Source organism: Staphylococcus sp. HMSC062H10, from assembly GCF_001836945.1.
Lineage (GTDB): Bacteria > Bacillota > Bacilli > Staphylococcales > Staphylococcaceae > Staphylococcus > Staphylococcus aureus.
Window position 1 is genome coordinate 27,134 of record NZ_KV830986.1, and the last position, 25,275, is coordinate 52,408.

A 25,275-nucleotide genomic window follows, 5' to 3' on the forward strand; every position below is an offset into this window, starting at 1 on the left:
CATTCTTAGATAAACATTTTAAATATCAAGATGGCCGATCAAGTGAGCGTTTAGTCAGAAATTTATTTGGTAGCTAAGTTTATATAGTAGTCAAAGTGGGAGAGGTATAATGATGAAATTTTCAGTAATAGTTCCAACATACAATTCAGAAAAGTATATAACAGAATTACTTAATAGCCTTGCGAAACAAGATTTTCCGAAAACTGAATTTGAAGTAATTGTTGTTGATGACTGTTCAACAGATCAAACATTACAAATCGTTGAAAAGTATCGTAATAAGTTGAACTTAAAAGTGGATCAACTTGAAACAAATTCAGGAGGCCCAGGTAAACCGAGAAACGTTGCATTAAGACAAGCAGAAGGTGAATTTGTATTATTCGTGGATTCTGATGACTATATTAACAAAGAAACATTAAAGGATGCAGCAGCATTTATTGATGAACATCATTCAGATGTTTTGTTGATTAAAATGAAAGGTGTCAATGGTCGTGGGGTACCACAATCTATGTTTAAAGAAACAGCGCCTGAAGTGACTTTGTTAAATTCAGGAATTATTTATACTCTAAGCCCGACTAAAATCTATAGAACAGCATTACTAAAAGATAATGACATTTATTTCCCAGAAGAATTAAAGAGCGCAGAAGATCAATTATTTACGATGAAAGCATATTTGAATGCAAATCGAATCAGTGTGTTAAGTGATAAAGCGTATTATTATGCTACAAAGCGTGAAGGGGAACATATGAGTAGTGCGTATGTTTCACCTGAAGACTTTTACGAAGTCATGAGATTGATTGCTGTAGAAATATTAAATGCAGATTTAGAAGAAGCCCATAAAGATCAAATCTTAGCAGAATTTTTAAATCGTCATTTTAGTTTTTCTCGTACGAATGGCTTTTCACTAAAAGTTAAACTAGAAGATCAACCGCAATGGCTGAATGCTTTAGGCGATTTTATACAAGCAGTTCCTGAACGCGTAGATGCATTGGTAATGAGTAAATTACGACCATTGTTACATTATGCGAGAGCGAAAGATATAGATAACTATAGAACTGTGGAAGAAAGCTATCGCCAAGGTCAGTACTACCACTTTGATATTGTTGATGGAAAATTGAACATTCAGTTCAATGAAGGCGAACCATACTTTGAAGGTATTGATATTGCTAAACCGAAAGTGAAAATGACAGCATTTAAATTTGATAATCATAAAATTGTTACAGAGCTAACGTTAAATGAATTTATGATTGGCGAAGGACATTATGATGTCAGACTTAAATTACATTCACGAAACAAGAAGCATACAATGTATGTACCTTTAAGTGTAAATGCGAATAAACAATATCGTTTTAACATTATGTTAGAAGATATTAAATCGTATTTACCTAAAGAAAAAATTTGGGATGTTTTCTTAGAAGTCCAAATAGGTACGGAAGTATTTGAAGTGCGTGTTGGTAATCAACGTAATAAATATGCATATACTGCAGAAACAAGTGCATTAATTCATTTGAATAATGATTTTTATAGATTAACACCGTATTTCACAAAAGACTTTAATAACATTTCGTTATACTTTACAGCTATTACATTAACGGATTCAATCTCAATGAAGTTAAAAGGTAAGAACAAAATCATTTTAACTGGTCTGGATCGTGGTTATGTATTTGAAGAAGGTATGGCTAGTGTCGTGCTAAAAGACGACATGATTATGGGAATGTTAAGCCAAACGTCAGAAAACGAAGTGGAAATCATACTTAGTAAAGATATTAAGAAGCGAGATTTCAAAAATATTGTTAAGTTAAACACTGCACATATGACTTACTCGCTAAAATAAATAATAAATGCCCTCAAATCTATGTGAACTAACATGATTTGAGGGTTTTATTTTGCTATTTATGAAATGATTATGACATTTCCCTGATTTTCATTTTCATATACATTAAATTGTATACACTGAAAATGAGGAGGTCGTCTATAATGATAAATAAAAATGACATAGTAGCAGATATAGTAACAGATTATCCGAAAGCAGCAGATATTTTTAGAAGCGTAGGTATAGACTTTTGTTGCGGTGGACAAGTAAGTATAGAAGCAGCATCCTTAGAAAAGAAAAATGTAGATTTGAACGAATTATTACAGCGTCTCAACGACGTTGAACAAACGAATACACCAGGTTCGCTTAACCCTAAATTTTTAAATGTTTCGTCACTTATTCAATATATTCAAGCAGCATATCATGAACCTCTTAGAGAAGAATTTAAAAATTTAACACCTTATGTGACGAAATTATCAAAAGTACATGGACCTAATCATCCATATTTAGTCGAGTTAAAAGAAACATATGATACATTTAAAAATGGCATGTTAGAGCATATGCAAAAAGAAGATGATGTTGATTTTCCAAAACTAATTAAATATGAACAAGGTGAAGTAGTAGACGATATTAATACAGTGATTGATGATTTAGTATCTGATCACATTGCAACGGGACAATTGTTAGTGAAAATGAGCGATTTAACATCAAGCTATGAACCACCGATAGAGGCATGTGGTACTTGGCGACTCGTTTATCAGAGATTAAAAGCACTTGAAGTGTTAACACATGAGCATGTTCATTTAGAGAATCATGTTTTATTTAAAAAAGTATCATAAATAACGCGATTAGAAACTGTTGGCAAAGTAATGTCAGCAGTTTTTCGCTATACTTAACAGAAATTTAGTGACCTGATAGTCATTATTTTGAAAAGGAAAATTGTCAACTTAGCATAAAAATTGATATAAAATTTTAATGGTATAGGTAATTAAATAGTAGTGTGTTTTTTTAATAATTTATTCATGAATTTTACATGCACTATTATGATAAAATAAACATAATTATAATTCACTGAGGTGCTATCGTGCTATCGCTAACAATGTTATTACTTGAGCGTGTAGGTTTAATTATTATTTTGGCCTATGTGTTGATGAATATTCCATATTTTAAAAACTTAATGAATCGTCGACGTACATGGAAAGCACGTTGGCAATTATGTATTATTTTCAGTTTGTTTGCCTTAATGTCTAATTTAACTGGTATCGTCATCGATCATCAACATAGTTTGTCAGGAAGTGTGTACTTCCGTTTAGATGATGATGTATCTTTAGCTAACACACGTGTATTAACGATAGGTGTCGCAGGATTAGTTGGTGGCCATTTTGTAGGTCTATTTGTTGGCGTTATTTCAGGTGTTTTCAGAGTGTATATGGGTGGGGCGGATGCACAAGTTTATCTTATCTCATCTATATTTATCGGTATAATTGCTGGTTATTTTGGTTTACAAGCTCAAAGACGCAAGCGTTACCCGAGTATTGCGAAAAGTGCCATGATTGGAATTGTTATGGAAATGATTCAAATGTTGAGCATTTTAACATTTTCCCACGACAAAGCATATGCGGTTGACCTCATATCATTAATTGCACTACCAATGATTATTGTTAATAGCGTTGGTACGGCGATTTTTATGTCTATTATCATTTCAACATTAAAGCAAGAGGAGCAAATGAAGGCTGTTCAAACACATGATGTACTGCAATTGATGAACCAGACATTGCCGTATTTTAAAGAAGGATTGAATAGAGAATCGGCACAGCAAATTGCGATGATTATTAAAAATTTAATGAAAGTATCTGCCGTAGCAATTACAAGCAAAAATGAAATCTTATCGCATGTAGGTGCAGGTAGTGATCATCACATACCAACAAATGAAATATTAACAAGTCTGTCTAAAGATGTATTGAAATCAGGAAAGTTGAAAGAAGTTCATACTAAAGAAGAAATTGGTTGTAGTCATCCGAATTGCCCGCTTAGAGCAGCTATCGTGATACCACTTGAGATGCATGGTTCTATCGTCGGTACATTGAAGATGTATTTTACAAACCCTAATGATTTAACTTTTGTGGAACGTCAACTTGCAGAAGGATTGGCAAATATTTTTAGTAGCCAAATTGAACTTGGTGAAGCCGAAACGCAAAGTAAGTTATTGAAAGATGCTGAAATTAAGTCATTACAGGCACAAGTGAGTCCACATTTTTTCTTCAATTCAATTAACACGATTTCAGCTTTAGTTAGAATAAATAGCGAAAAGGCACGAGAGTTACTATTAGAATTGAGTTATTTTTTCAGAGCGAATTTACAAGGCTCTAAGCAACATACGATTACTTTAGATAAAGAGTTAAGTCAAGTGCGTGCATACTTATCACTTGAACAAGCACGTTATCCAGGAAGATTTAATATCAATATTAATGTTGAAGACAAATATCGCGATGTGCTTGTACCACCATTTTTAATTCAAATTTTAGTTGAAAATGCCATCAAACATGCGTTTACGAATCGAAAGCAAGGTAACGATATTGACGTGTCAGTGATTAAAGAAACTGCAACACATGTACGTATTATTGTACAAGATAATGGTCAGGGTATTTCTAAAGATAAAATGCATTTGTTGGGAGAAACATCTGTAGAATCAGAATCTGGAACTGGTAGTGCTTTAGAAAATTTAAACTTACGCCTAAAAGGATTATTTGGAAAATCCGCAGCATTACAATTTGAATCGACATCGAGCGGTACCACTTTTTGGTGTGTACTTCCTTATGAAAGACAAGAGGAGGAATAAATATGAAAGCATTAATCATAGATGATGAGCCATTAGCACGTAATGAATTAACATATTTATTAAATGAAATTGGTGGTTTTGAAGAAATTAATGAGGCAGAAAATGTAAAAGAAACATTGGAAGCACTACTGATAAATCAATATGACATTATATTTTTAGATGTCAATTTAATGGATGAAAATGGTATCGAATTAGGAGCTAAAATTCAAAAGATGAAAGAGCCACCTGCGATTATTTTTGCAACTGCACATGACCAATACGCAGTACAGGCATTTGAATTAAATGCGACAGACTATATTTTGAAACCGTTTGGTCAAAAACGTATTGAACAAGCAGTCAATAAAGTTCGTGCGACTAAAGCCAAAGATGATAATAGCGCAAATGCAATTGCGAATGATATGTCGGCGAATTTTGATCAAAGTTTACCTGTTGAAATTGACGATAAAATTCACATGTTAAAGCAACAAAATATTATTGGGATTGGCACACATAATGGTATTACAACCATACATACAACGAATCATAAATACGAAACAACAGAGCCATTGAATCGTTATGAAAAACGATTGAATCCCGCTTATTTCATACGTATTCATCGTTCATATATTATTAATACGAAACACATTAAAGAAGTGCAACAATGGTTTAACTACACTTATATGGTAATATTGACAAATGGTGTCAAGATGCAAGTTGGACGTTCATTTATGAAAGATTTTAAAGCGTCGATAGGATTACTTTAACAGTAATCCTTTTTTTTATGCATTTTACCTATGATATTTTGTATTTCGGACTAAAATTCACGCAAATCGAAGTGAGCCATCTATACTTTAGTTAAATCAAACGTAGGAGGCAATGGTCGTGAAACAACAAAAAGACGCATCAAAACCAGCACACTTTTTTCACCAAGTCATTGTAATTGCTTTAGTACTCTTTGTATCGAAAATAATTGAATCATTTATGCCAATTCCTATGCCTGCATCAGTAATCGGTTTAGTATTATTATTTGTATTATTATGTACTGGTGCTGTTAAGTTAGGCGAAGTCGAAAAAGTAGGAACGACACTAACAAATAACATTGGCTTACTCTTCGTACCAGCCGGTATCTCAGTTGTTAACTCTTTAGGTGTCATTAGCCAAGCACCATTTTTAATCATTGGACTAATAATCGTCTCAACAATACTATTACTTATTTGTACTGGCTATGTCACACAAATTATTATGAAAGTTACTTCGAGATCTAAAGGTGACAAAGTCACAAAAAAGATCAAAATAGAGGAGGCACAAGCTCATGATTAACCACTTAGCACTAAACACACCTTACTTCGGAATACTGTTATCCGTTATACCATTTTTCTTAGCGACCATATTATTTGAAAAAACAAATCGTTTCTTCTTATTCGCACCGCTATTTGTCAGTATGGTATTTGGTGTAGCCTTCCTCTATTTAACAGGCATTCCGTATAAGACTTACAAAATAGGTGGAGACATTATTTACTTCTTCTTAGAACCAGCAACAATCTGTTTTGCGATTCCGTTATATAAAAAGCGTGAAGTGCTTGTTAAACATTGGCATCGTATCATCGGAGGTATTGGTATCGGTACAGTTGTAGCGTTATTAATTATTTTAACTTTTGCGAAGTTAGCACAATTTGCCAATGATGTTATTTTATCAATGTTACCTCAAGCAGCAACTACAGCGATTGCGTTACCAGTATCAGCTGGTATCGGTGGTATAAAAGAATTAACATCATTAGCAGTTATTTTAAATGGTGTCATTATTTATGCCCTAGGTAATAAATTCTTGAAGCTTTTCCGAATTACTAACCCTATTGCCCGAGGATTAGCACTTGGAACAAGTGGTCACACATTAGGTGTAGCACCAGCCAAAGAATTAGGACCTGTAGAAGAATCAATGGCAAGTATAGCTTTAGTGTTAGTTGGTGTAGTTGTTGTAGCAGTTGTGCCTGTCTTTGTAGCAATATTCTTCTAAAACGAAAAATCTAAGCAAGATAATAGCAGTTTGAGCCATTGTTATTATCGAAAAAAAACGTCTATACTCCGGTTGATAACTGGAATATAGACGTTTTGATGTATGTACTACTTTTTACTTGGGATATAAAACTGTGCATGACGATAATGAAATACGATGTCAGATGAATCAAAAGGTTTGCCAGTCATTGTATAAAACGTTTGGTGATAACGTAAACATGGTTCGCCTGCAGATAATTGTAGTAATGCCGCTTCACTTGAAGTAAGCTGGTCTACATTAAAGAAAATATCTGAAAATCCAACACGTAGTTTCATGTTTGACTCTAAATAGTCGAAGATGGAACCTTTAGCGATCTCTGCAGTTAAATATTTTACAACCTCTTTATGATAATAAGAATATTCGATACATAAAATATCTTCATCAACAAAGCGTAATCGTTCTAAATAGTACACAGTATCATTGGGATTTAACTGAAGTTCATCTTGCACAGATTTAGGTGGCGTTGCAATTTCTTCGAAAGCAAGTACCTTACTCGTCATACGATGCTCGCCTAAACTTTTAGAAAAACCATTGGTCTTAAAAACATTGATACGATTTGCATCTGCAATATTTCTCACATATATACCGCTACCTTGTGCCTGATAGATCAAACCATCTTGTTCCAATAAGCCTAATGCTTTAATGATAGTACTCTTACTTACTTGATAACGTTCTTTTAATTGCGTTACACTTGGCAACTTATCACCAGGTTTGAAATTAGAATGATGTATAAACGCATTAAGTTGCTTAGCAATATGTTCGTACTTTAACAATATTTTATCCTCATTTCACTTTATCTGTAAGTATTATAGCACAAAATATTATAATTGTATCGGCATTTACAAAATGAACCGGTACAATTATAATTATGATAAGTCATATATTTCCATTCTATTATCAAGTTGAGGGGGTAATACTTATGGGCAATAAATATAAAGATTATGCTCAAGACATCCTTACAGCTGTAGGGGGTGTCGAAAATATTGTTAATGTTTCGTATGATACGGTACGCATGACCATTCATATGCATCATGCAATTCCTTCTACTGCTAATGAAGTAACACAAATAGATGGCGTGGCGTCAGTTGATGAAAATGAAACACAGTTAGTTATCGTATTTAATGAAGAAGTAAAATATGTATATCAACAATTACAATTGTTAATGGACGACGCCAAGCATCAAGAAGATACGAATCATGATGCTGTGGATACTCAAGAAACAGAACAGAAAGCGCAAGCAAAAGTGACAACACCAATTTTAGTGAAAGCACCAATCGCTGGTCGTCGTATCTTGCTTAAAGAAGTTAGAGATTCAATTTTTAGAGAGAAAATGGTAGGCGAAGGTTTGGCAATTAAAGCTCATGAAGAATTTAAAGTGATTGCACCATTTAGTGGTAAAGTCTCAATGATTGTACCTACTAAACATGCTATCGGTATTCGATCAGAAGAAGGTGTGGACATAGTCATTCATATTGGCGTGAATACAGTTGACTTGGAAGGTAAAGGATTCAAGTGCTTTGTAAAGCAAAATGATCGTGTTGAAGCAGGGCAAACACTGCTACAATTCGATCAACAATATATTCAGGAGCAAGGTTATAACTCAGACGTTATTGTCGTTATTAGCAATTCTGCCGATTTAGGAAAAGTAGAACTGACAATGAATGAAATCATTACGACTGAAGATGTTATTTTTAAAATATTTAAAAGCTAGGAGTGTGTTGTAATAATGACAAAATTACCGCAAAATTTTATGTGGGGTGGCGCTCTTGCCGCAAATCAATTTGAAGGTGGATATGATAAAGGTGGCAAAGGGTTAAGTGTAATTGATGTTATGACGAGTGGTGCACATGGCAAAGCACGTCAGATTACAGAATCTATAGACCCCAATCACTATTATCCAAATCATGAAGGTATTGATTTTTATCATCGTTATAAGGAAGATATTGCCTTGTTTAAAGAAATGGGATTGAAATGTTTACGCACGTCGATTGCGTGGACACGTATCTTTCCGAATGGGGATGAAGATGTGCCAAATGAAGAAGGACTCGCCTTTTATGATCGTATCTTTGATGAATTAATTGCACAAGGTATTGAACCTGTTGTGACTTTATCACATTTTGAGATGCCACTTCATTTAGCGAAATATTATGGTGGATTTAGAAATAGAGAAGTTGTCGATTATTTTGTGCATTTTGCGCGTGTTGTATTTGAAAGATATAAAGATAAAGTGACATATTGGATGACGTTTAATGAAATTAATAATCAGATGGACACATCAAATCCTATCTTTTTATGGACGAATTCTGGGGTAGCATTGACAGAAAATGATAATCCTGAAGAAGTCTTGTATCAAGTAGCACATCATGAACTTTTAGCCAGTGCTTTAGCAGTTCGTCTTGGTAAAGAGATTAATCCGAAGTTTAAGATTGGAACAATGATTTCACATGTACCCATTTATCCATATTCGTGTCATCCGAAAGATATGATGGAAGCACAAATTGCGAATCGCTTACGTTTCTTTTTCCCGGATGTTCAAGTAAGAGGTTATTATCCAAGCTATGCTAAAAAAATGTTGGCACGAAAAGGATATGATTTTGGATGGCAAGAAGGGGACGACAGTATTTTACAGCAGGGCACGGTTGATTATATTGGCTTTAGTTATTACATGTCTACGGCTGTAAAACATGATGTTGATACTACAGTTGAAAACAACATCGTCAACGGTGGTTTGAATCATTCTGTGGAGAATCCGCATATCGCAACGAGTGATTGGGGTTGGGCGATTGATCCAGATGGCTTAAGATATACATTGAATGTGTTATATGATCGTTATCAGTTGCCACTTTTTATTGTGGAAAATGGTTTTGGTGCAGTTGATGAAGTGGTAGATGGACATATTCATGATGATTATCGCATTGAATATTTAAAAGCACATATTACAGCAGCGATGGAAGCAGTTGATCAAGATGGTGTAGATTTAATCGGTTATACGCCATGGGGAATTATTGATATTGTTTCATTTACAACCGGTGAAATGAAGAAACGCTATGGTTTAATATATGTTGATCGAGATAATGATGGTCATGGCACGATGGAACGCTTGAAAAAAGATTCGTTCTATTGGTATCAACAAGTGATAGCATCAAATGGAGATAAATTATAAAGGTATATTATAAATATTTTAGGGTTAGAGCCCGAGACATAAATTAATGTCTCAGGCCCTACAGTGTTATATTGGCGGGCTCCCAACACAGAAGCTGGCGAAAATACAGCTTACAATAATGTGCGAGTTGGCAGGCCCCCAACACAGAGAAATTGGAACACCAATTTCAACAGGCAATGCAAGTTGGCGGGGCCCCAACACTGAGAAATTGGAACACCAATTTCAACAGGCAATGCAAGTTGGCGGGGCCCCAACACAGAGAAATTGGAACACCAATTTCTACAGGCAATGCAAGTTGGGGAGAGACAGAAATAAATTTTGCGAAAATATCATTTTTGTCTTACTCCCTTTATCATTTCTGTTCCAATCCCGTGATGTTAAAATTTTAAGAAAAAAATAATGCCACTAACCAAGTATGTATAGTGTTAATGTTTGAGTGTTTATAAAAGTCTTTAACCAAAATTGATGACCTACTAATCAACGATAACGATATTGTTAAGTAGATGATTAGTGTCACAAAGAAATTAAAGTGACAGTCAAACATAGATACAAAGTACAGTTAGTGGCATTATATTTAGTGCTCTTTTTTAGCGACAAAAGTAATATAATTCATATCTTTACGCAATTTAGTCATCGTTTTAAACATTTTACAAAACATTGGTCGATTTTCTTTTTTTAAAGCATTGTTGATAATCTTTATAGTTCCAACAATACCTTCGTCATAAATTAAACCTTTTGGTGTCATTAAACTCATTGGACCAGTATGATAATGCACATGATTAAAACCAGCTTGATTATATAAATCTAACCAGCCAAGTTTCGTCTGCGGTGAGACATTGACATTAATTGCTGCAGATAATGATTTAACTACATGTGTGGCATGTGATTCATTAACGATGACAATATCATGTGTTAACAAGATCCCCCCAGGCTTTAAGACTCGGTAGTACTCGCGTAATGCTTTTTCCTTTATGGCGATGGGTAACATCGTTAACATTGCTTCATTTAAAACGATATCGAATTGATTGTCGTCAAAGGGCAATTTAACAGCATTCGCTTGTTGAACTTGAATATATGATTCAAGACCTGCTGCTGAAATATTTTCCTGTGCTTTTTCTAATGCTTTCTTATTTATATCAACGCCTTGAATGTGACAGCCATATGTATGAGCTAGATAAATAGATGTTGTGCACATATTACATGCCACTTCTAACACTTGTTTATCTTGTGAAAATGCCCCTTGTTGTATTAACCAATCTGTTGCTTCTTTACCACCGGGGCGTAGACGAGTTTTTCCTAATTTAGCTAAAAATGTATGACCAGCTTCTTTAGACATAGCATAACCTCCTTTTAATTGATAATTATTATCATTAATATAGCATATTTATATGCGATAATTTGGAAGTTAAAAAGATTACAAAAAATTGTCACTTCATTTATAACTAAACATGAGTTATCAAGCATAGGTTTAGTGGAAAATTATTTCTAATAGATGATGTTTTATAAAGATAAAAAAGCACAGCCATGATATACGAATGTTGCAAGTTATATGCTAAACCTTCATATCATAGCTGTGTTTGATTCATTTAAACCTGATTTACTTCTTCTAGTAGAGGAATAGATGCTTGCGCGCCGTGTTTTTGTACAGTGAGTGAGCTCGCTTTATTACCAAAATCAATAGCATCTGCTAAGTTATCTTGCGACTTGTTTAAGCGACTGACAAATGCACCAATAAATGTGTCGCCTGCAGCAGTTGTATCAATCGCATTTACTTTATAAGCTTCGATGTGTTGGCTTTGATTTTTAGTAGCAAAATATGTACCTTGCTTACCTAGCGTAATCAAAACAGTCTTAATGCCTAAAGATAAAAAGTAATTAGCATTGTCTTTCATAGATTGTTCATTAGTTACTTTAATCCCAGATAACAATTCGGCTTCTGTTTCGTTTGGCACAATAATATCGATTAGTGATAATAATTCATTAGGTAATGCTTTCGCTGGTGCAGGATTTAATACTGTCGTCACATCATGTGCCTTGGCAATTTCAAATGCAGATATAATAGCCGGGATGGGCACTTCTAATTGTGCAACGACAAAGTCTGCATTGATTATAGCGTCTTTTGCGTTAATAACATCTTCAGGTGTCATCGTCATATTCGCACCACCATAAACATAGATGGTGTTTTGTCCTTCTGCATTCACAGTGATAAAGGCTTGGCCTGTTTTTGCTTCAGTTGTTTTGATAATAAATGATGTATCAATATGAGCCGCTTTAAAATCTTCTAAGATGAAATCAGCAACGCCATCAGTGCCAATTTTAGTAATAAATGTTGTGTCTGCTTGCATGCGTGCAGTGGCAATAGCCTGGTTGGCACCTTTACCTCCGCCGAATGCTTTTTGTGCTTCTTCAACATGTAATGTTTCGCCTGGTTGTGCATATCTTTCAACTGTTAAAAATTGATCGACATTCGTTGAACCTAAAATAACAACTTTGTTGGTCATGTGTATGCTCCTTTCAAGTTATAACTTTTAAAAAGTAACATTCGATTCTAATGCAATATTAGAGTAGGGCGTTGTTTCACCAGTACGAATATTACCTTTATTTAATGGGTGAGCTAAGTTACTTTTCATTTCTTCGTGAGGAATGAAAATGATTTCGATTTCCGATGAAATCAATTGTTTAATTTGTTGCAATTGTGTAGGATTATGTTCTTTTATTTCTTCTGCTAAGTATATTTTTTGGATTTCCATTTCTTCTAACACTGTGGCTAAGACATCAATAAAGCGTGGTAAGTTTTTAGTGACAGCTAGGTCGATACGGCGATGATCATTTGGAATTGGCATGCCAGCGTCATTAATTGTTAATAGGTCAAAATGACCAATTGTCGCGATTGCTTTTGAAATATGTTCATTTAAAACAGCTGATTTTTTCATGACATCTACACTCCTTATTTTATAAATACTGTAACAGAAGCGGCTACTAAAATGAGTACTAAGCCGATAATTGTAATAACCATTTCTTTTGATGTTTTATGTTGTTTTAAGAAATAAATACCAGTTAATGTAGCAAGCACAACGGATGTTTGAGAAAGAATAAATCCAGTTGCTAAACCATTCATATTAGGTTGTGCTGAAATAAGATATGTTAAGGCACCAAATGCAAAGAAGAAACCTGAAATAATTTGTAACCATGTAATTTTATTACGAAATGGATTCTCTGCTTTCATATTCATAAAGCCATAAATGACTGCAACAATTACCATACCCATTGCTTGAGGTAAAAAGGCAGTTAGGGCATCGATAGAAGTTGCTTGCGGTGCGGCTGAATATAACCAGTATCCAAATTCACCAATTAACAGAAGAATCACTGCACGACGTAAATTTTTGGCGTTACTTGCTTCTTTGCGTTCACTCCAAACTGTCATACGCGCACCAATTAAAATAACGACTAAAGCTGTAAAGCCAATGATTTTGTGACCAATGCCCGGCCAATTTCCTAATGCAAAGACACCCCATAAAGATGCGCCTAATAATTGGAATGCTGTTGTGACAGGCATTGCACGAGATGAACCGACTAATTCGAACGCTTTAAATGTAATGATTTGTCCGAATCCCCATCCTGCACCTGATAATAAGGCGAATAGTAAATTTGTTCCAGTAGGGAAGCCACTTGATGTGACTACGGCTAATATAATAGCGAAGATTAACGTACCTACAGTAGCACCGATAATTTGATGTACGGGTTTACCACCAAACTTTGAAGCGACTGTTGGGAAGAATCCCCAGCCAATTAAGGGGCCTAACCCGATAAGTAATGCAACAATGCTCATGTTATACACCTCACGATTTGTTTTTAGTAAAACGTTTTACCAGTGCCATCGTACCATTTTTATTTGTAAAATGCATGCGTTTTCATAAAAACTGAAAACGTTTAAATCATATTTAAAAATTCATACATTATTATTTTAATTTCTAAGTGAAATAATTATGATTAAAAACCCTCAGCATTAAAGCAACGCTAAGGGCATAACAATGATGAGTAAATTTCGGAAGATACGTAGTTAGTTTGAAAGATGATAGCCAGTTGTTGCACGAATTTTTAAAGTCGTTGATAATTCAATCATATCAATGGATTTATCTAAGTGCTGTAATCGTTGAAGTAATAAGGTTAAAGATGTTTTGCCAATATCAGTTATAGGTTGTGCCACAGTAGTTAAAGGTGGTGAGACGTACGCTGCATAATCAATGTCGTCATAACCTATTAATGAGATATCTTTCGGGATACTGATGCCATGTTCAATTAATCCTCGTAAAATACCAATAGCGAGTTCATCGTTAATGGCGAAGATTGCAGTGGCAGATTGAACCATGATGTCATCAACAATGGTTAGCCCACCGTGCTTAGATAATTCAGTATGGACGATTTGTGGTTCGGGCAATTGATTCGCGCGCAAAGTATCAACAAATCCAGCGACACGAGTCGACATATTCGCCATCATGTCATATGGTGCAACAATCATCATATTGTTGTGACCGAGTTCTACTAAATGTTGTGCTGCAAGTTGTCCGCCTTGATATTCATTTGTCCGAACAAAATCTGTATAGCCTTGATGGTCATTTTGATCCAGTACGACATAAGGTACATGATGTTTCTTTAGATAGTTATTTAGGGCATCCGGGGATGAAATGTATTGTGCGATAATTAATCCGTCAATACCTCGATCAATTAAATGTTTAATATTGTCATACAAATCAGTTGCTGTAGATGTTAAAAAGCATAAATCAACATCAGATGGTTTGTGGTCATGAATACTTTGCATCAGTGCTGAGAAAAACGGATTTGTTAAGCTAGGCAAAATGACGCCAATAGTTTGAATTTTACTGCCGCGCAATTGTTTTGCATGTTTGTTAGGGGCATAGCCTAAACGTTCTGAAACGGCATGTACGTTTTTTATCGTTGTTGCGGAAAAACGACTATCATTATGATTTAAAATATGTGACACAGTTGTAACTGATACACCAGCTTCTCTAGCAACATCTTTAATTGACACTTTTTTCATATTATATTCCTTCTCTTTATTGTGTAATTAATCATACAGTTATATACCCGATTATTATATTCATCATATCATGATAAGCATTTGATGACATAAGCAGAGGTGCATGACTTTTATTGTCTACAAACAGACGTCTATAGTATGCGATTAAGGTTGAGGCGAGAGAATATATTATTAAGGTTCAATAACTTTTAATGATTATGATAACAAGAATTTTAAAATCTTTATTGTGATGAAAAATACAAAAGCCATTATTTTAAATAATGGCTTTTGTATTTGAAAAAAGTATTAAAAAATATAACGAAATGATGTGGTTAGCTCAAGATCAAACACCTTCTTATAAAACTATTAATCGTTTTAGAGTGAATCCTAATACTGATGCGTTAATTGAATCTTTATTTATTCAGTTCGCTTATTTTTATAGAAATTGATGTATATCATTTTAAAGTGATACAGATATTTCGAAACATGATTCTTCTATTATATTTAAGATTTAACTGTTTTTGGAATGATCATGTATGCAGATAATGAGCCGAGTATCATTAATACAATGCTAACGATAAATGTTACAGTTGCAGCTACACTTGGTGCATAGTTTAGTTGTAATATACTGAAAACTGTAGTACTTAATGCTATACCAAAGGCGCCACCTAGTGTACCACTCATTTTATATAATCCTGTAGCTAAACCAACTTTTTCATTAGGCATACTGAAAATTGCAATTGTAAGGCCGGGTGTTGCGACTAAACCATTTCCGATTGCGCAAATGACAAACCCAATAACAACAGCAATGATATATTGTGATGGTTGAAGTGATGTCATGCTAATAATAGTGATGCCGATGACAGGGAACAACGGACCAATGATGAGCATCAATTTGCCACCGAAACGTAATGTTGCTTTTTCACCTAAACGAATCATCGCAACTGCCACAATGGCATATGGCAATGTAACAAGTCCAGATTGCGCAGCTGATAAACCAAGGTGTGTTTGAGCATATATGAAAAAGACCACTGTTACGCCTAGACCACTATTTAAAACAAAGTTATTTAAAAATGCACCAATGAACGGACGGTTGCGTAATACTGAGAAATCAATAAAAGGTACTTCATGTCGACGTTCGATGATGATGAATATCAACGTAGTGATGATAAAAATGCTCAGACAAATGAATGAAAATGTACTAAACCAACCTTGTTCGAATCCTTGTGTTAACAATAATGTAAAGCTTCCAATCATAACAGCAAAAATAGACATACCTTTGTAATCGAATGGATGACGGTGGCTATGTTGACTTACTTTTTCAGGTGTGCCTTTTAGAAGCAATATGGCAATGAAAGCAATGACGATACTAATGATGAAATTCGTTTGCCATCCGAAATTTGTGGCAATTAAACCGCCGATAACACCAGCTAGGCCGATGCCACCAACAGTACTAATCATTAGATAACTAATCGCTCGTCTTAAATGATCTCCTTTAAATTGATTATTTAAAACGCCAACTGTTGAAGGTAACAAGATAGCTGCTGATAGACCTTGTAAAATTCTACCGATGATGAGCAGTGCAGTGATGTCCGATATAATTAATAGAAGAGATGCAAACATACTGATTATGAGACCCATGTATGTCATTCTCAGTTGTCCTATTTTATCAGCAATATCACCTGCAGCCACCATGAAGATACCTGTGGCGAAGGAAGTTAAACTAATAGATAAATTTAACACGGCAGGAGAGGTTTGATACGTTTGACCAACGAGAGGTCCTATATTAATAAATGATTGTGCAAACAACCAATATGTTAATGCAGACAACATAATCGCAATAATAATATTACTGCGTGGTGAAGATTGTGTGTTATTCACAGATGTCACTCCTTGTAAAAATTAAATATAGAAAGTCATGAGATGAAGTGAACGGATGTATAGATGATCGTTCACTCACACATAAGTCATGATTTCCTTACATATCATACCACAGTTATTGAGAATGAATATCAATTAATTGCTTGTATGATTGATTTTTTATAGTATGTTTAAGTGAAACAGCTTTATTTGAAAGTGATTAAAGTAAATGAAGGTACAGAGGAGTGAGAACAATGTGCACAGGATTTACAATACAAACTTTAAATAATCAAGTACTTCTTGGGCGCACAATGGATTATGATTATCCATTAGATGGTTCGCCAGCAGTGACGCCTAGAAATTATCGTTGGACATCTCGCACTGGCACGACAGGCCAAACGCAATATGGCTTTATTGGTACAGGAACAGATATGGAAGGTTTTATTTATGGTGATGGTGTTAATGAACATGGCGTTGCCATTTCAACACAATATTTCCGAGGTTATAGTTCATATGGCTCAACACACAAAGCGGACGCGATGAATATTACGCAAAATGAAATTGTGACATGGATTTTGGGATATACAACAAGCATTGAAGATATGAAACAACAAGCATCCCAAATACATGTTGTAGCTGTATATTTAAATGATATCGGTGAAGTTCCGCCATTGCATTATCATGTTTCCGATGCAACTGGACATTCAGTCGAAGTTTCATTTAAAGAGGGTGAAGTGGTTATAAAAGATAACCCTATTGGTGTCTTAACAAATCATCCAGACTTAAATTGGCATTATAGTAATTTAAGACAATATATCAATATTTCTCCTTATCCAGCAACAGCAAATTTATTGGAAGGTGTAACGATTGAACCTTTAGGCAATGAAGCAGGTACATTTGGATTGCCAGGTGGATTTACTTCAACTGAGCGCTTTGTGAGAATGGCATTTATGAAAGCAAACATTGCTCAAAACAATGATAAAGAAATGGATTTAATGAATGCATTTTATTTATTAGATGCGGTAAATATACCAATTGGAATTGTACGTCCGCATGATGCTGACAATCACTATACGATGTATCAGACCGTAATAAATTTAACTACAAGAACGTTATATACTAAGTATTATGGCAGCAATGAAATAGTAGCATTAAAGCTCACAGATGATTTAATTAATAGAAAAGATATGACGATTTTTAAGCCTGAGAAGCATATCACTATTAGAAAGTTGAATGACAATCAATAGCGATTGAGAATGGAATATGGTTGATATGATTTGATGGATGATTACTATCATACATTAGCGTTGAACCGTGAACATGGATGAATGATTAGTTGTTAATTTTGAAAATTTATAAAAGGTTAAACGAACGCAGTGAGAGATGTCATTTTAATATCAATGTATGGCTATTTTGTAATGACAATGTAATGAGTTTAGTAAAACATTTCGGGAATATTAAATAGTTGGAAAATGAGAATTAAATCCTTTACTCAGTTGTCTAATTCTTTTAGTATGTGCAGTACAGTTTAATTGAAAACTAACTTTAACTTTAATGGAGGATGTTTTATACATGAAAAAATTAACAGCAGCAGCGATTGCAACGATGGGCTTCGCTACATTTACAATGGCGCATCAAGCGGATGCAGCAGAAACGACAAACACCCAACAAGCACATACACAAATGTCAACACAATCACAAGACGTATCTTATGGTACTTATTATACAATTGATTCTAATGGGGATTATCATCACACACCTGATGGTAACTGGAATCAAGCAATGTTTGATAATAAAGAATATAGCTATACATTCGTAGATGCACAAGGACATACGCATTATTTTTATAACTGTTATCCAAAAAATGCAAATGCCAATGGAAGCGGTCAAACATATGTGAATCCAGCAACAGCAGGAGATAACAATGACTACACAGCGAGTCAAAGCCAACAACACATTAATCAATATGGCTATCAATCAAATGTAGGTCCAGACGCGAGCTATTATTCACATAGTAACAACAACCAAGCGTATAACAGCCATGATGGTAATGGAAAGGTCAATTACCCTAATGGCACATCTAATCAAAATGGCGGACCAGCAAGTAAAGCGACAGCTAGTGGTCATGCGAAAGACGCAAGCTGGTTAACGAGTCGTAAACAACTACAACCATATGGACAATATCACGGTGGTGGTGCGCATTACGGTGTCGACTATGCAATGCCTGAAAATTCACCAGTTTACTCATTAACTGATGGTACAGTAGTACAAGCAGGTTGGAGTAACTATGGTGGTGGTAATCAAGTAACGATTAAAGAAGCGAACAGTAATAACTACCAATGGTATATGCATAATAATCGTTTAACTGTTTCAGCTGGTGATAAAGTCAAAGCTGGTGACCAAATTGCATATTCAGGTAGTACGGGTAATTCAACAGCACCTCACGTACACTTCCAACGTATGGCTGGTGGCATTGGTAATCAATATGCAGTAGACCCAACGTCATACTTACAAAGTAGATAATACAGTAAATCCCAAGTTACGATATCATACGCAACTTGGGATTTTTTCGTTTTAATAATAGGTATAAGCCCATTGCTTGTCCTCTAAAACATGTTGATAAAAAGGATCTTGGCCAATTAACTTGATATCATCTGCAAGTGCTTCAACTTCATCTAAATGATGGGTAGTTAATATAATTAAACATTTAGATTTCATGATGTTAAGTAGTTGGTGGATGTCATGTCTAGATTTCAAATCAATACCAACTGTCGGTTCATCTAAAATTAGAATTTGAGGTTGACCTAGTAAACCTACTAATATATTAATTTTACGTTTATTCCCACCAGACAATGTAGATACTTTGGCAGACGTATCATCAAAGTTTAATTGCTGTAAATATTCGTTGATAGTTGTGTTAGATATAGGTGTTTTGCAGAGTGATTTAAAGAACTTAATATTCTCAGCAACTGTCATATGCTCAAATAATGCAATATCTTGAGGTACATAACCGATATGATTTTGAATTTGTCTTTGATTCCATTTTTCACCAAAATAGGTGATGCTTCCATTGTTAGCTTTTTCAATACCAGCAATCATACGAAGTAATGTTGATTTTCCTGCGCCATTATCACCGAGTAAAATCGTTAAGCGGTTGCTATCAAATGACATGGATAAGTGATGGAAAATCTGTTTATTGCGGTATCGCTTTGTAAGATTATTAATTTCTATCATTAGATACGCTCCTTTACATGAAAATGGTCAAATATACGATACTCATAGCAAATGCATATATAAATGTCATAAATAGACGATGACTTAATGTTTGAATATGGAATAAGATGAACACAATGCCAATTTCATAAACTAATATAAGTAACAGTGATTTTAAGTAAAATACTAAGCTGAGTGGTTGTGACATGTATAAACTAACTGCCCATAATACAACCAATAACAAGGTACTATGTGTTAGTACATAGGTGCTATATAGTTTCAAGCGACTTAAGTGATATTGAGATAAACGTTGCAAAGCTGCTTGTTGGTTTAATCGATAGTGAAGTACAACTTGAACAGCACTTACACATAAAATTACAGCAAATATTAAGCTGATTGAAATGGAGTGTTGTGCTTGTTTAGTAAGCGACACAAATTTGATTTTAGATTCAGGTGTATGTTTATGATAGGACTTGTTGATAGCATCGATGGATTGATGCTGTTTCATATCCTCAAGGTGTTCATAAATAATGTTAGGAATTTGCTGTTCATATAATGAGCTACTAACAATTTCTACAGCAATACCACCTATAAAGTCATCTCTACCATATAACTGTATCGTTTCTTTTAAACGGTTCTCTTTTAATTTTTGAGAGAAACCTTTAGGAATTTGCATACTTAAAATAGCTTCCTTTTTAGTAACATCATCTTCAATATAGCTTTCATCTTCATCGACTTTTTTAATAGTTACATAGTCAGATTGTTTAATTTTATTGACGAATGATTTTGATGCAGTGGTTTGGTCTAAATCTTGAATGGTAATCGGTATTTTGAAGTTGTCATGTGCTACACGGTAACCTATACCAATAAGTACGAGTGCGATGACAATGGTTGTTACGAGCAAGATGTATTGTAACCATTGCTTGAACACAACAAGTTGTATATAAGGCTTCATTGACGATACCTCCAAACCAATACAGCTAAATTAATTATCAAAAGTGCGATGAAGCTAAGATAGAAACTAGGGTGCAGTTCTAAAATGAAGTTGTTTAAAATAATTTCTAACAATTGATTTGTTACAACTGCGAACGGTTGAATATTGAAAACGCCATTTGCTATATGTTGTAAAAAAATCGTAGGTATTGTTAAACCAGATAACACCAGGATGACAATAGCTAATATGACTTTACTAATACTATTCAACAAGCCTGTTGTTAAAAGTTCGATGAGTAATAACCACAGTATTAAAAAGGTAACATAATAGCTTAAATGAATGGCTAACGTTGGCCAATTATATAATTCAAAGGTATTCGGAATACTGAACACAATCCAAACTACACCAACGATACTCCATAACATAGTATAAAACCATGTAATCAACGCACGAATGATTAATAAACGCTCTTTAGAAAAATGAAACATTTTCAATCGCGCTTTCAATACAGTATCTTGATTCATTTTCAAAACTGTAAATAAAGATAGTGCAAAGATGAATACCGTTGCTAAAAATCCTGTAATTGCATAATAACTGCCCGTATCGTATAAATGAATCGGTTCTAAGTTAAATGCACCTGAACGGTTTAATCCTGTAATCAGCAAATCAGTCATAACATTGATACTGTCAGAATGTGATGTTTTCGGTGCTAAGTCTTGAAAAGCTAAGATGCCACCCATTGATCGCATAAGACGTTGGTAAACAGAATCTGTTAGCTGAGATAGCACGACACTTTTCATGGATTGTTGATCATATGTATATACTGAAATTGGTAGTTCACCTTGTTTATAAAATGCCTTGGTCATACCTTTATCAAAAACAAAATAGCCTTGAAGTTTATGTTTTTTTAACAAAGTATGTGCTTGCTTATCATCATATGCTTTAATGCTCACATTTTTACCTAGGTTACTCCCTTTACCAATAGAGTTTAAGATTAATTTCGTTTCACTTGATTGATCTTTATCTACGACACCTATATTAAAATGATTGTCATCTTCTGTTACATGTTGGATTGTCGTTAATGTAATAAGGAGTGCCGCTAATATAAATAGTAAATAGATAATCAAATACCACTTTTTCAATAAAAAAGAGTGGTAGATGCGAAACAAATGTATTGTTTTCATTTAACCACTCCTCCAATGATAAGATTGAAAGGCAAGATGACCTTCCAATCTTATTTTTATATTTTAGTTATTTAGATGCCTTTTTTAAAATTGATTCAAACATTTTGCCGCCATTTTTTTCGATTTCTTTTTCAAGTTTTTCACGGTCTTTTGAAGATAGACTATTGAAATCTTTCGCACCACTATCATCAAAATCAATATCTGCTTTCAATTTTGTGCTAGATTTTAAAATGAAATTAATTGGTTCTTCAGCATATTTGATGCCGATATTTAACGTAGATTTCTGAGTGTTATTTTTTACGTCAGAATCTATATTATTTTTAAAAGTGAATTCATTTTCGTCGCTATATTTATCTAATGCGACAGTGATTTTACCTTTATCTTGACGTTTTGTGCCATCTACTTTTTCTTGGTTATCTAATTTGATTTTTGATTCATCATATTCTGTCTTTTTACCAAATTCGTATTTATCACTGTATTTATTGTCTTTTTCCTTAGAAGATACGCCTTTAATTGTATATTTCGCTTCAGCATACGTGTATTTATCTTGATCGAAATCAAGTGCGTAATCTAGTTTTAACTTATCGTCTTCTAAAGTATTAGTACCTTTGATTTTAGTTTTGTTATTTTCTTTGTCTGTAATAGTAATTTCTCGTTTTACAATCGTATGTTTTTCGGTATAAATTTTAGATTGAATTTTAGCAAATTCATCCTTTTTAGTTTCTTTGACATCGTCAATTGCTTTTTTGATGTCCTTATCAAAGTCTTTTGTAGCACCTTGTTCTTCCATTAATTTTTTAAGGTCTTTATCCTTTTTAGCTTCTTCTAATACAGCTAATGTAATTTTTTTAGTGTCAGCTCTGCTAAGTGTTAACGTGACAGGTCTAACTTTGTACTTTTCACCATTAACCTTAATTTCTTCTTTTTTACCTTTATCAAAATTATCGTCATCTAATTTGTCGACAATAAGTTCGGAATATTTTTCGGCAATTTTGCTGTAGTCACTTTGTTGTGCTTGAGCATTACTAAAAAGAGTGTTTAAATTTAGTTGTTGGTTTGTAATACCATTTTCTTTTGCTATTTCTTCATCTTCACCTGTAAGTTTTGAATACGTTGATAATAAATCAGAATTATTAACACTATATTTCCCTTTAAATAATGGTGATTCGAAATAATGCTTATCTTTATCTGCAGCTAACTGGAATTTCCCTAATGCAGAGTCTGCTATTGTTGGTTCAAGATTAATCATTGATTTCTCTTTTTTAGGATCATGTCCATATGACATTTTAATTTTCGAAGCATTAACAACAGATTTAGGAATACCAAGCCCCTTAACAATTTCGTCTGATGCATCTGCGCTTAATTCTAATGAAGATAAAAATGAATTATCTTTCATCTTTTCTTGGAACTTCACTTCGTTTTCAAAACGGTCATTAAAATAATCTTTATACATTTTTGCAGTTTGTTGTTCACTTTTTAAGTATGTATTTTTCGGTGTGTTTGCAAAAAATGCATAAACTCCCCATGCGATTCCACCTATTAATAATAAGACAATAATAATAGGAATTATAATTTTTAACTTTTTAGACATTTTGCTTCCTCCCAATTATTTATGAGTTAATCATATCAGAACAATACATTTTATTAAATGGTTTATTTTAAATTTTGTTTAAATTAATAGAATTTTAGTTATAATAATGTTTAATAAGTTATTGGAAATCTAATAAACTACAAAAAATAGTTTGATTACATAATGATTCTTGAAAAATGTTGGTTAACTTAATAATATGCATTTTTTTGGCGAAGAAGATTTATTTAACTTATAAAAATATTGAAGTAAGATTGGGGAGATTATGAATTTATGGAATTGAAAGTCGATGATTTTGTAAAGAATATAAAAAGACCGTACTTAACTGTATTGGGAGTATTTGTAGTTGCCTATTCATTATTTTTTGATTCATTGATGTTTTTCTATGGCAAACTATATGATAAATTGCCTGTATATTTGCTGGTGTTTATGGCCTTTACAGCTGTAATTTTGATTATGATGTACATACAAGAGAAAAATGAGAATTACAAAGTTGAAAAAAGATATGTGGTTAGATATCTCACACTTAACGTTATTGTGGGATATACTTTGCCATTGCTTTTGGCATCTATTTATGTTTTTGGGGTAGCTGGTTTTGGATTTGACGTTTTTAATTATTGGCTAGGTATAGTGATGATGCTATTTATTTCTTGGTTAGGCTTATTTTTATTTTATAAAAATGAATTTGATAGTGAAAATCCGAATAAAGCAGTTAATGTCATAGCAATTATTATAAAATTATTTGCATTTGGTGGGTTATTCTATATTAGTACAATTGTACCTAACACTGCAGATGAAGAAAAATTTATATATACAAGTATTCTAATAAATTTAGCTTCTGATGCTCTTCTTGTTAGGTCATATTTTAATTACGCGTTATACAAGAGTATTAAGAAAGATATCGAAAATGAAGGTAAGACAATGTAAAGGAAAGACATAAAAATTAATAGGAGTCTAACCATGATAATTTTTATTTTAATAACAATATTTGCTATTTATTATATAGCTATGATTGCTAGTTTGTTTAAAAGTGAAGGTTTTTCAATAATAGGTTTAATATTAGATGTTGTTATAATGGGGACATTGATTTTTTACTATTTTATAGGCGCTCGCTTTGTTGATAATGATTTAAGCAACTTTTTAATGTTTATGGATACTGGATCATATATTTTTATGTACTTTGCAATTAAGTGTTTATGGGTGAAACCTAAGGTAGTAAATTATTTGATTGCAAAAGAATTGGGTGAATCTAAAGAGGTCATTGAAGAGCAGGAATTAGATTTACAAACATCAAAGATAAGAGGTATCTACTTTTTCATTATTTCAGTAGTGATGTTAATTATCACTAAATTAAGAATGCAACCTGAGTTACAGGCAGATGCTATATCGATGAATCCTGTATTTATTTTTGTTGGTGTTATAATCATTTTAATTTGGCTAGTACTGGATATATATCGCAAGAAAAAATACGGTATATTCTTATTCAAGACGATAGTGCCACTAGTTGTTACGACTTGGATTATTATAGTTACAATTATACTTTCGTAAACGATTTTGATTAATGGGGAATTTAGAGAACATTTCTTTGTAATTTTATAATCGAATAACATACAA

24 protein-coding genes and 1 pseudogene are annotated in these 25,275 nt (G+C 33.5%); 14 read left to right on the forward strand and 11 right to left on the reverse strand.

The window, feature by feature from the left end:
- Positions 1-109: 109 nt before the first annotated feature.
- The 6 genes from tarS (at position 110) to lrgB (ending at position 6,642) form a co-directional block, all read left to right on the forward strand.
- The gene (tarS, locus tag HMPREF2658_RS09165) at positions 110-1,831 is read left to right on the forward strand and encodes a poly(ribitol-phosphate) beta-N-acetylglucosaminyltransferase (RefSeq protein ID WP_054194484.1); all 1,722 of its coding nucleotides are present in this window, start codon (positions 110-112) and stop codon (positions 1,829-1,831) included.
- 143 nt (positions 1,832-1,974) lie between these two features.
- Positions 1,975-2,649, forward strand: a complete 675-nt coding sequence (scdA, locus tag HMPREF2658_RS09170; RefSeq protein WP_000608820.1) for an iron-sulfur cluster repair di-iron protein ScdA — start codon at positions 1,975-1,977, stop codon at positions 2,647-2,649.
- 245 nt (positions 2,650-2,894) lie between these two features.
- Entirely contained in the window at positions 2,895-4,649 is a 1,755-nt protein-coding gene (locus HMPREF2658_RS09175; protein ID WP_000950280.1) for a sensor histidine kinase, read from the forward strand.
- A 2-nt stretch (positions 4,650-4,651) separates the two neighbouring features.
- Positions 4,652-5,392 (forward strand): response regulator transcription factor LytR, encoded by a 741-nt coding sequence (locus tag HMPREF2658_RS09180; RefSeq protein WP_000645453.1) that lies wholly within the window; start codon positions 4,652-4,654, stop codon positions 5,390-5,392.
- Positions 5,393-5,504: 112 nt separating this feature from the next.
- Positions 5,505-5,948, forward strand: coding sequence for an antiholin-like murein hydrolase modulator LrgA (lrgA, locus tag HMPREF2658_RS09185; RefSeq protein WP_001792906.1), 444 nt, complete (start codon positions 5,505-5,507; stop codon positions 5,946-5,948).
- Positions 5,941-6,642: an antiholin-like protein LrgB gene (gene lrgB, locus HMPREF2658_RS09190; protein ID WP_000607067.1), complete on the forward strand. Its 702-nt coding sequence runs from the start codon at positions 5,941-5,943 to the stop codon at positions 6,640-6,642. The genes lrgA and lrgB overlap by 8 nt, the downstream gene beginning before the upstream one ends.
- 107 nt (positions 6,643-6,749) lie before the next feature.
- Here the strand turns inward: lrgB and HMPREF2658_RS09195 are convergent, their stop codons facing one another.
- Positions 6,750-7,454 carry a GntR family transcriptional regulator gene (locus HMPREF2658_RS09195; protein WP_000922315.1) on the reverse strand — a complete coding sequence of 235 codons (705 nt, stop codon included), beginning with the start codon at positions 7,452-7,454 and terminating at the stop codon, positions 6,750-6,752.
- Positions 7,455-7,600: 146 nt separating this feature from the next.
- Between HMPREF2658_RS09195 and HMPREF2658_RS09200 the strand changes: the two genes are divergently transcribed.
- Positions 7,601-8,392, forward strand: a complete 792-nt coding sequence (locus tag HMPREF2658_RS09200) for a PTS sugar transporter subunit IIAB (RefSeq protein ID WP_000527261.1) — start codon at positions 7,601-7,603, stop codon at positions 8,390-8,392.
- Positions 8,393-8,407: 15 nt separating this feature from the next.
- Positions 8,408-9,844 (forward strand): 6-phospho-beta-glucosidase, encoded by a 1,437-nt coding sequence (locus HMPREF2658_RS09205; RefSeq protein ID WP_000164000.1) that lies wholly within the window; start codon positions 8,408-8,410, stop codon positions 9,842-9,844.
- Between the two features lie 574 nt (positions 9,845-10,418).
- Here the strand turns inward: HMPREF2658_RS09205 and HMPREF2658_RS09215 are convergent.
- Complete coding sequence (locus HMPREF2658_RS09215; protein WP_000031268.1) at positions 10,419-11,180, reverse strand: class I SAM-dependent methyltransferase; 762 nt, start codon at positions 11,178-11,180, stop codon at positions 10,419-10,421.
- 18 nt (positions 11,181-11,198) lie between these two features.
- On the opposite strand from HMPREF2658_RS09215, the gene HMPREF2658_RS09220 reads away from it, so the two are divergent.
- The gene (locus HMPREF2658_RS09220) at positions 11,199-11,333 is read left to right on the forward strand and encodes a hypothetical protein (protein ID WP_031785495.1); all 135 of its coding nucleotides are present in this window, start codon (positions 11,199-11,201) and stop codon (positions 11,331-11,333) included.
- Between the two features lie 97 nt (positions 11,334-11,430).
- On the opposite strand, the gene rbsK is transcribed toward HMPREF2658_RS09220, so the two are convergent.
- From rbsK to rbsR, 4 genes are all read right to left on the reverse strand, one after another.
- Positions 11,431-12,345: a ribokinase gene (gene rbsK, locus HMPREF2658_RS09225; protein WP_000182734.1), complete on the reverse strand. Its 915-nt coding sequence runs from the start codon at positions 12,343-12,345 to the stop codon at positions 11,431-11,433.
- A 27-nt stretch (positions 12,346-12,372) separates the two neighbouring features.
- On the reverse strand, positions 12,373-12,777 hold the full coding sequence (rbsD, locus tag HMPREF2658_RS09230; RefSeq protein WP_000747873.1) for a D-ribose pyranase: 405 nt from the start codon (positions 12,775-12,777) through the stop codon (positions 12,373-12,375).
- A gap of 14 nt (positions 12,778-12,791) precedes the next feature.
- Complete coding sequence (rbsU, locus tag HMPREF2658_RS09235) at positions 12,792-13,673, reverse strand: ribose/proton symporter RbsU (protein WP_000029198.1); 882 nt, start codon at positions 13,671-13,673, stop codon at positions 12,792-12,794.
- A gap of 231 nt (positions 13,674-13,904) precedes the next feature.
- The gene (gene rbsR, locus HMPREF2658_RS09240) at positions 13,905-14,903 is read right to left on the reverse strand and encodes a ribose utilization transcriptional repressor RbsR (RefSeq protein WP_000757885.1); all 999 of its coding nucleotides are present in this window, start codon (positions 14,901-14,903) and stop codon (positions 13,905-13,907) included.
- 150 nt (positions 14,904-15,053) lie between these two features.
- Here rbsR and HMPREF2658_RS14625 point away from each other — a divergent pair.
- Positions 15,054-15,217 (forward strand): annotated as a pseudogene (locus HMPREF2658_RS14625) (NADH-quinone oxidoreductase subunit L); the annotation flags it as partial.
- A 169-nt stretch (positions 15,218-15,386) separates the two neighbouring features.
- Here the strand turns inward: HMPREF2658_RS14625 and HMPREF2658_RS09245 are convergent.
- Positions 15,387-16,763, reverse strand: coding sequence for an MFS transporter (locus HMPREF2658_RS09245; RefSeq protein WP_001066539.1), 1,377 nt, complete (start codon positions 16,761-16,763; stop codon positions 15,387-15,389).
- Between the two features lie 233 nt (positions 16,764-16,996).
- Here HMPREF2658_RS09245 and HMPREF2658_RS09250 point away from each other — a divergent pair, with 233 nt between their 5' ends.
- Positions 16,997-17,989 (forward strand): choloylglycine hydrolase family protein, encoded by a 993-nt coding sequence (locus tag HMPREF2658_RS09250; protein ID WP_000337374.1) that lies wholly within the window; start codon positions 16,997-16,999, stop codon positions 17,987-17,989.
- A 325-nt stretch (positions 17,990-18,314) separates the two neighbouring features.
- Positions 18,315-19,265, forward strand: a complete 951-nt coding sequence (gene lytM, locus HMPREF2658_RS09255) for a glycine-glycine endopeptidase LytM (RefSeq protein ID WP_000736796.1) — start codon at positions 18,315-18,317, stop codon at positions 19,263-19,265.
- Positions 19,266-19,316: 51 nt separating this feature from the next.
- Here lytM and HMPREF2658_RS09260 read toward each other — a convergent pair whose 3' ends face one another.
- The 4 genes from HMPREF2658_RS09260 to HMPREF2658_RS09275 all read right to left on the reverse strand — a co-directional run bounded on the left by HMPREF2658_RS09260 (position 19,317) and on the right by HMPREF2658_RS09275 (position 23,664).
- On the reverse strand, positions 19,317-19,976 hold the full coding sequence (locus HMPREF2658_RS09260) for an ABC transporter ATP-binding protein (RefSeq protein ID WP_000570084.1): 660 nt from the start codon (positions 19,974-19,976) through the stop codon (positions 19,317-19,319).
- 13 nt (positions 19,977-19,989) lie between these two features.
- Positions 19,990-20,910 (reverse strand): ABC transporter permease, encoded by a 921-nt coding sequence (locus HMPREF2658_RS09265; protein ID WP_000806110.1) that lies wholly within the window; start codon positions 20,908-20,910, stop codon positions 19,990-19,992.
- Positions 20,907-22,073 carry an ABC transporter permease gene (locus HMPREF2658_RS09270; RefSeq protein WP_000848765.1) on the reverse strand — a complete coding sequence of 389 codons (1,167 nt, stop codon included), beginning with the start codon at positions 22,071-22,073 and terminating at the stop codon, positions 20,907-20,909. The genes HMPREF2658_RS09265 and HMPREF2658_RS09270 overlap by 4 nt, the downstream gene beginning before the upstream one ends.
- Before the next feature lie 67 nt (positions 22,074-22,140).
- Positions 22,141-23,664 (reverse strand): DUF6583 family protein, encoded by a 1,524-nt coding sequence (locus HMPREF2658_RS09275; RefSeq protein WP_070854363.1) that lies wholly within the window; start codon positions 23,662-23,664, stop codon positions 22,141-22,143.
- 270 nt (positions 23,665-23,934) lie between these two features.
- Here HMPREF2658_RS09275 and HMPREF2658_RS09280 point away from each other — a divergent pair, with 270 nt between their 5' ends.
- Together HMPREF2658_RS09280 and HMPREF2658_RS09285 are read left to right on the forward strand one after the other, a co-directional pair.
- Positions 23,935-24,588 carry a DUF5079 family protein gene (locus HMPREF2658_RS09280; protein WP_000421229.1) on the forward strand — a complete coding sequence of 218 codons (654 nt, stop codon included), beginning with the start codon at positions 23,935-23,937 and terminating at the stop codon, positions 24,586-24,588.
- A gap of 33 nt (positions 24,589-24,621) precedes the next feature.
- Positions 24,622-25,209, forward strand: a complete 588-nt coding sequence (locus tag HMPREF2658_RS09285) for a DUF5080 family protein (protein ID WP_000583203.1) — start codon at positions 24,622-24,624, stop codon at positions 25,207-25,209.
- The last annotated feature ends 66 nt before the right edge of the window (positions 25,210-25,275 follow it).

Coding starts and splice junctions, on each gene's coding strand:
- HMPREF2658_RS09275 (WP_070854363.1), bottom strand. CDS start 23,664: ATGTCTAAAAAGTTAAAAATTATAATTCCTATTATTATTGTCTTATTA.
- lrgB (WP_000607067.1), top strand. CDS start 5,941: ATGATTAACCACTTAGCACTAAACACACCTTACTTCGGAATACTGTTA.
- HMPREF2658_RS09270 (WP_000848765.1), bottom strand. CDS start 22,073: ATGAAAACAATACATTTGTTTCGCATCTACCACTCTTTTTTATTGAAA.
- rbsU (WP_000029198.1), bottom strand. CDS start 13,673: ATGAGCATTGTTGCATTACTTATCGGGTTAGGCCCCTTAATTGGCTGG.
- HMPREF2658_RS09215 (WP_000031268.1), bottom strand. CDS start 11,180: ATGTCTAAAGAAGCTGGTCATACATTTTTAGCTAAATTAGGAAAAACT.
- lrgA (WP_001792906.1), top strand. CDS start 5,505: ATGGTCGTGAAACAACAAAAAGACGCATCAAAACCAGCACACTTTTTT.
- scdA (WP_000608820.1), top strand. CDS start 1,975: ATGATAAATAAAAATGACATAGTAGCAGATATAGTAACAGATTATCCG.
- HMPREF2658_RS09285 (WP_000583203.1), top strand. CDS start 24,622: ATGATAATTTTTATTTTAATAACAATATTTGCTATTTATTATATAGCT.
- tarS (WP_054194484.1), top strand. CDS start 110: ATGATGAAATTTTCAGTAATAGTTCCAACATACAATTCAGAAAAGTAT.
- HMPREF2658_RS09265 (WP_000806110.1), bottom strand. CDS start 20,910: ATGAAGCCTTATATACAACTTGTTGTGTTCAAGCAATGGTTACAATAC.
- rbsK (WP_000182734.1), bottom strand. CDS start 12,345: ATGACCAACAAAGTTGTTATTTTAGGTTCAACGAATGTCGATCAATTT.
- HMPREF2658_RS09280 (WP_000421229.1), top strand. CDS start 23,935: ATGGAATTGAAAGTCGATGATTTTGTAAAGAATATAAAAAGACCGTAC.
- lytM (WP_000736796.1), top strand. CDS start 18,315: ATGAAAAAATTAACAGCAGCAGCGATTGCAACGATGGGCTTCGCTACA.
- rbsR (WP_000757885.1), bottom strand. CDS start 14,903: ATGAAAAAAGTGTCAATTAAAGATGTTGCTAGAGAAGCTGGTGTATCA.
- HMPREF2658_RS09205 (WP_000164000.1), top strand. CDS start 8,408: ATGACAAAATTACCGCAAAATTTTATGTGGGGTGGCGCTCTTGCCGCA.
- rbsD (WP_000747873.1), bottom strand. CDS start 12,777: ATGAAAAAATCAGCTGTTTTAAATGAACATATTTCAAAAGCAATCGCG.
- HMPREF2658_RS09200 (WP_000527261.1), top strand. CDS start 7,601: ATGGGCAATAAATATAAAGATTATGCTCAAGACATCCTTACAGCTGTA.
- HMPREF2658_RS09250 (WP_000337374.1), top strand. CDS start 16,997: ATGTGCACAGGATTTACAATACAAACTTTAAATAATCAAGTACTTCTT.
- HMPREF2658_RS09260 (WP_000570084.1), bottom strand. CDS start 19,976: ATGATAGAAATTAATAATCTTACAAAGCGATACCGCAATAAACAGATT.
- HMPREF2658_RS09180 (WP_000645453.1), top strand. CDS start 4,652: ATGAAAGCATTAATCATAGATGATGAGCCATTAGCACGTAATGAATTA.